Annotated in this window: 4 protein-coding genes and 1 pseudogene; 1 reads left to right on the forward strand and 4 read right to left on the reverse strand. The window is 63.4% G+C overall.

Going from position 1 to position 4,481, the window contains the following annotated elements; genetic code table 11:
• Positions 1–808: pseudogene (locus ACIQ17_RS31140) on the forward strand (MFS transporter); the annotation flags it as partial.
• 2 nt (positions 809–810) lie between these two features.
• Here ACIQ17_RS31140 and ACIQ17_RS31145 read toward each other — a convergent pair.
• From ACIQ17_RS31145 to ACIQ17_RS31160, 4 genes are all read right to left on the reverse strand, one after another.
• Positions 811–1,788 carry a PDR/VanB family oxidoreductase gene (locus ACIQ17_RS31145; protein ID WP_398473356.1) on the reverse strand — a complete coding sequence of 326 codons (978 nt, stop codon included), beginning with the start codon at positions 1,786–1,788 and terminating at the stop codon, positions 811–813.
• A 10-nt stretch (positions 1,789–1,798) separates the two neighbouring features.
• Complete coding sequence (locus ACIQ17_RS31150; RefSeq protein WP_398473358.1) at positions 1,799–2,554, reverse strand: GntR family transcriptional regulator; 756 nt, start codon at positions 2,552–2,554, stop codon at positions 1,799–1,801.
• Between the two features lie 4 nt (positions 2,555–2,558).
• Positions 2,559–3,605, reverse strand: coding sequence for a Rieske 2Fe-2S domain-containing protein (locus ACIQ17_RS31155; protein ID WP_398473359.1), 1,047 nt, complete (start codon positions 3,603–3,605; stop codon positions 2,559–2,561).
• Positions 3,606–3,787: 182 nt separating this feature from the next.
• Positions 3,788–4,481 (reverse strand): AAA family ATPase (locus tag ACIQ17_RS31160; RefSeq protein WP_398473361.1); only part of this gene is annotated, 694 nt, incomplete at its 5' end.

Below are 4,481 nucleotides of genomic sequence, written 5' to 3' on the forward strand. Positions count from 1 at the left end.
TGCCATTCTCGACAGCGACCGCCAGCGCGGGCCGCTGCTCAACAGCGTCAGTGCGTTCATCGGCCTGATGGTCGGCGCGCTCGGCGCCGGACTGCTGGTGACCTTCGCGCCGGATCCTTTTCATCTTGTATATGAAGTCCTGTTCGCGATCACCGCGGTGCTGATTGTGCTGCTGTGGTTCATGCCCGAGACGGTCTCGCGCAAGCCGGGCGCGCTTGCATCCTTGCGTCCCAATGTGCGTGTGCCAGTCCAGTCCCGCGCGGCCTTGCTGCTGGTGGCGCCGGCGACCATTGCGAGCTGGGCGCTGGGCGGTTTCTATCTGTCACTGATGCCGACAATCGTTGCGGTGACCATGGGCGTCAGCGCGCCATGGGTCGGTGGTGTGGTCGTGGCGGTACTGATGCTCACGGGGGCGGTGTCAGTGGGCGTGTTGCGGCATTTGCCGGCGCGGCGCTTGCTGGTGATCGGCACGATCAGCCTGTCGCTGGGAGTTGCCGTCACGCTGCTGGGCATTCAGCAACACAGCACGGCTACGCTGTTCCTCGGAACGACGATCGCCGGCATCGGCTTTGGTTCGTCCTTTGCGGGCGTGCTCAGCACCTTGCTGCCGACTGCCGAAGCGCATCAGCGCGCCGGCCTGCTGGCGACATTCTACGTGATCTCGTATCTGGCCTTCAGCCTGCCGGCGCTGGCGGCCGGCGTGTCGGTGCCTTTCGTCGGCCTGGCAGTCGTCGCCTATGTCTATGGCGCTGTCGTCATCGTGCTCGCCATCACCTCGCTGCTCGCGGCGCTGCGCAGCAAGGCATGACGTCAGATCGCGTCGGGCCGATACAGCGTATCCACGGTCACCGTGCCGACCACGCGTGACACGCAAGGGCAGATCCTGGCATTGCCACTCTTCTGGTGATCGCTGAAGAAGACGTCGCGGTGATCGATCTCGCCATCGACAGCGAGAACGTCGATGGCGCAGACGCCGCATTCGCCGCGCTCGCAGTCCGACATCACCTCGAAGCCGGCGTCGTTGAGCGCTAAAAGCATCGAACGCCCCTGCGGCACCACGATCTCCGCATCGCTATCCTTGAGGCGGACGCGGAATTCGGCGGTGGGCAGGAGGCCGCTGGAGCCGAAGGTCTCGTAGCGCAGATCGGCAGGTGTGCGGCCGGCGTCGTGCCAGGCGCGCCGTGCCGCTTCCAGCATGCGCATCGGACCACACAGGATGGCGATGGCGCCGGGCGGCAATGCTGCGAATGTCGCGGTGAAATCCAGCCGCATGCCTTCATCGCTCGCGTGAACGGTCAGGCGATCACCGAGCAGCGTCTGGAGTTCATCGAGATATGCGGCTTCGTCGCGGGATCTCGTCGCATAATGCAGCTCCAGATCGGCCGCCTTGCCACGAAGTGTTGCGGCAATGCCGGTGATCGGCGTGATGCCGATGCCGCCGGCGATCAGGCAATAGGTTCCGCGCGTCCAGTCGATCTCATAGAGCGACGACGGGCTGGACATTTCGAGCCGTGCGCCGGCTTGCAGCGCCCACATGGCCTTGGAGCCGCCACGACTGTCAGGTGCGAGCCGCACCGCGATGCGGAGCATGTCGTCGCGGCGTTCGCCCACCAGCGAATAGGATCGTATCTGCGGCTGGCCATCGATCAGCAGGCCGATATTGATGTGGCTGCCGAGCGGATAGGAAGGGAGTGCGTGATCCGGTCTCAACGTGATCTCGCGAATATGCGGGGTGAGATCGCGCGTCGCTTCGACGCGGCACCCCATCCAGTGATCTGCAAAGCGCATGGGGCCTCCGTCAATCCGTCGATGCTGACGTCAGAAGTGCGAGCGCGGGCAGCAGATCGAGATTGGTGCGGTTGCGCAGCGCGAGGCGGAGATTGCGCACGGCGAGCCGCGCATGTTCGCGCATGATCGCCTCGGCGCGCGCGCCTTCGCGGTTCTCGATCGCATCGACCACGATGCGGTGATGCTCCTGCGCGATGAGCAGGATGTGATGGGCTTCCGGCAGCGCTGATTGCGCCATCACGAAAGCGCTCGGCGATGCGAAGGGCATGGCCGCCACGCGGTCGATCTGGCGCACCACCGGCGGACTGGCGCACAATTCGGTGAGCAGCGCGTGGAAGCGCGCGTTCAAGGTCACATAGGCCGAGAAAGCTTCGACCGAAATCGGATCTTGCCGCACCAGTTGGTCCAGATCCGACAGACATTCCTTCAGCGGCTCGAGATGGCGAGCGCTGGCGCCGCGCTCGGCGGCGAAGCGGGCTGCGAGTCCTTCCATGGTGCCGCGCAGCTCGATGGAGTCGAGGATATCGCGTTCGGAAAACGCCTTCACCATGAAGCCGCCGGAAGGAATGGCCTGCAGCAATCCTTCATCTTCGAGACGCACCAGCGCCAGCCGCACCGGCGTGCGCGACACGCCGGTGATCTCCACGGCCTGTAGTTCGGAGATGCGTTCGCTGGCGCGCAGCTGGCCCGACAGGATCATGTCGCGCAAGGCGAGCTGCGCGCGAACGGTCTGGGATACCGAGCGTTCGGAGTCGCGGTCGCTCATGCTCTCACTCCGCCGCCTGCAGCCGAGGCCCGGTCTCCTGCGCGATCGCGCGATCGATCAGGCGCCGCGCCCACATGGCGCCGGCGTCGATATTGAGATTGTAGAAGATGCGGTCGGGATTCTCGTCCATCGCCTTCTGCTGCGCTTCGAGGATCAGTTCGTCCTCATGAAAAATGCCGGCAACGCCTTCGCGGATCTCGGTGGTCAGTCGCTGTTCGTCGCGGCGGTAGTTGCGCTGGAACGACCAGAAATAGTGGCAGGTGGTCGCTGTCTCCGGCGTGATCGTGTTGAGCACGAAACCGTTCACGCCCTGCGAGCGATCGCCTTCCGGTGCGCCGGTGCCGGCAGGCGCTACGCCGACATCGATGGCGATGGTGCAGGGGAGTTCAAAGCGGATGATCTGCCAGCGATCGACCGGGCCCGGTTTCTGCAATTGCGCAGCCCAGAAGGGCGGCGCGGTGATGCCCTTCATCCAGCGAGTCACCGTCACGGTCTTGTCGCCATGACTGACATCGAACGGCGCCTCGGCGACATCGTCGTTGCCGATGCTGGAGCCATGCACGAAGGTCTCGTGGGTGAGGTCCATGAGATTGTCGAGCACAAGGCGATAGTCGCATTTCACATGGATGGTCTTGCCGTCGCCCGCCCATGCTGGGTCGTTGTTCCAGTGCAGGTCCGGCACCAGCGCGGGGTCTGCGAGGGCGGGATCGCCCATCCACAGCCAGACATAACGATGCCGTTCGACAACGGGATAGGAACGCACGCAGGCGGAGGGATTGATGGTTTCCTGCGAGGGCATGAAGGTGCAGCGGCCCTGCGCGTTGTATTTCAGTCCGTGATAGCCGCAGACGACCGTGTCGCCTTCGAGCCGCCCTTTCGAGAGCGGCACCAGCCGGTGCCAGCAGGCGTCTTCCAGCGCACTGACCCCGCCATCGGCGCGGCGATACATCACCACATGCTTGCCGCAGATCGTGCGCGGAAACAGCTGCCGCTTGATGTCGACATCCCAGGCAGCGGCGTACCAGGCGTTCATCGGGAATGAGGCGGGCATCGGTGTCCTTCATCGCCAGTTGGCGTTCCGCCTGTATACAGAATGGCGGTTTGGAAGGATGTTACTGCGGAAACCCGTAGGATTGGAAGCGATAATGTATACTGAAACTGCCCCTATTGGCTGAGATTGGTACTAAAAAACCGCCCAATTGGGCGGTTTTCCAATTGCTCTGTATGCAGCGATCAGACTTCGCGGCGATTCAGGAAGGCCAGCCGTTCGAACAGGTGCACGTCCTGCTCGTTCTTGAGCAGCGCGCCATGCAGCGGCGGGATCAGCTTGCGCGGGTCGCGTTCGCGCAGCTGCTCGGGTGACATGTCCTCATTGACCAGCAGTTTCAGCCAGTCGAGCAGTTCCGAGGTGGATGGCTTCTTCTTCAGGCCGGGCACATCGCGCACCTCGAAAAAGATGCGCATGGCCTCGGCGACCAGCCGCTGCTTGATGCCCGGGAAATGGACCTCGACGATCTGGTTCATCGTCTCCATTTCGGGGAACTTGATGTAGTGGAAGAAGCAACGGCGCAGGAACGCGTCCGGCAGTTCCTTCTCATTGTTCGAGGTGATGATCACCACCGGGCGCTTGGCGGCCTTGATCGTCTCGCCCGTCTCATAGACATGGAATTCCATGCGGTCGAGTTCGAGCAGGAGGTCGTTCGGGAATTCGATGTCGGCCTTGTCGATCTCGTCGATCAGCAGCACCGGGCGTTCGGCATGGGTGAAGGCTTCCCACAATTTGCCGCGCTTGATGTAGTTGGCGATGTTCGAGACGCGGGGGTCGCCGAGCTGGCTGTCGCGCAGGCGCGAAACGGCGTCGTATTCATACAGGCCCTGCTGCGCCTTGGTGGTGGACTTGATGTGCCAGGTGAGCAGCGGCGAGCCG

Origin of the sequence: Tardiphaga sp. (assembly GCF_044340795.1) — a bacterium.
Lineage (GTDB): Bacteria > Pseudomonadota > Alphaproteobacteria > Rhizobiales > Xanthobacteraceae > Tardiphaga.

What these genes read in the sequence shown, in the direction of transcription:
- ACIQ17_RS31145 (WP_398473356.1), bottom strand. Translation starts at nt 1,788, where the DNA reads ATGCGCTTTGCAGATCACTGGATGGGGTGCCGCGTCGAAGCGACGCGC.
- ACIQ17_RS31150 (WP_398473358.1), bottom strand. Translation starts at nt 2,554, where the DNA reads ATGAGCGACCGCGACTCCGAACGCTCGGTATCCCAGACCGTTCGCGCG.
- ACIQ17_RS31155 (WP_398473359.1), bottom strand. Translation starts at nt 3,605, where the DNA reads ATGCCCGCCTCATTCCCGATGAACGCCTGGTACGCCGCTGCCTGGGAT.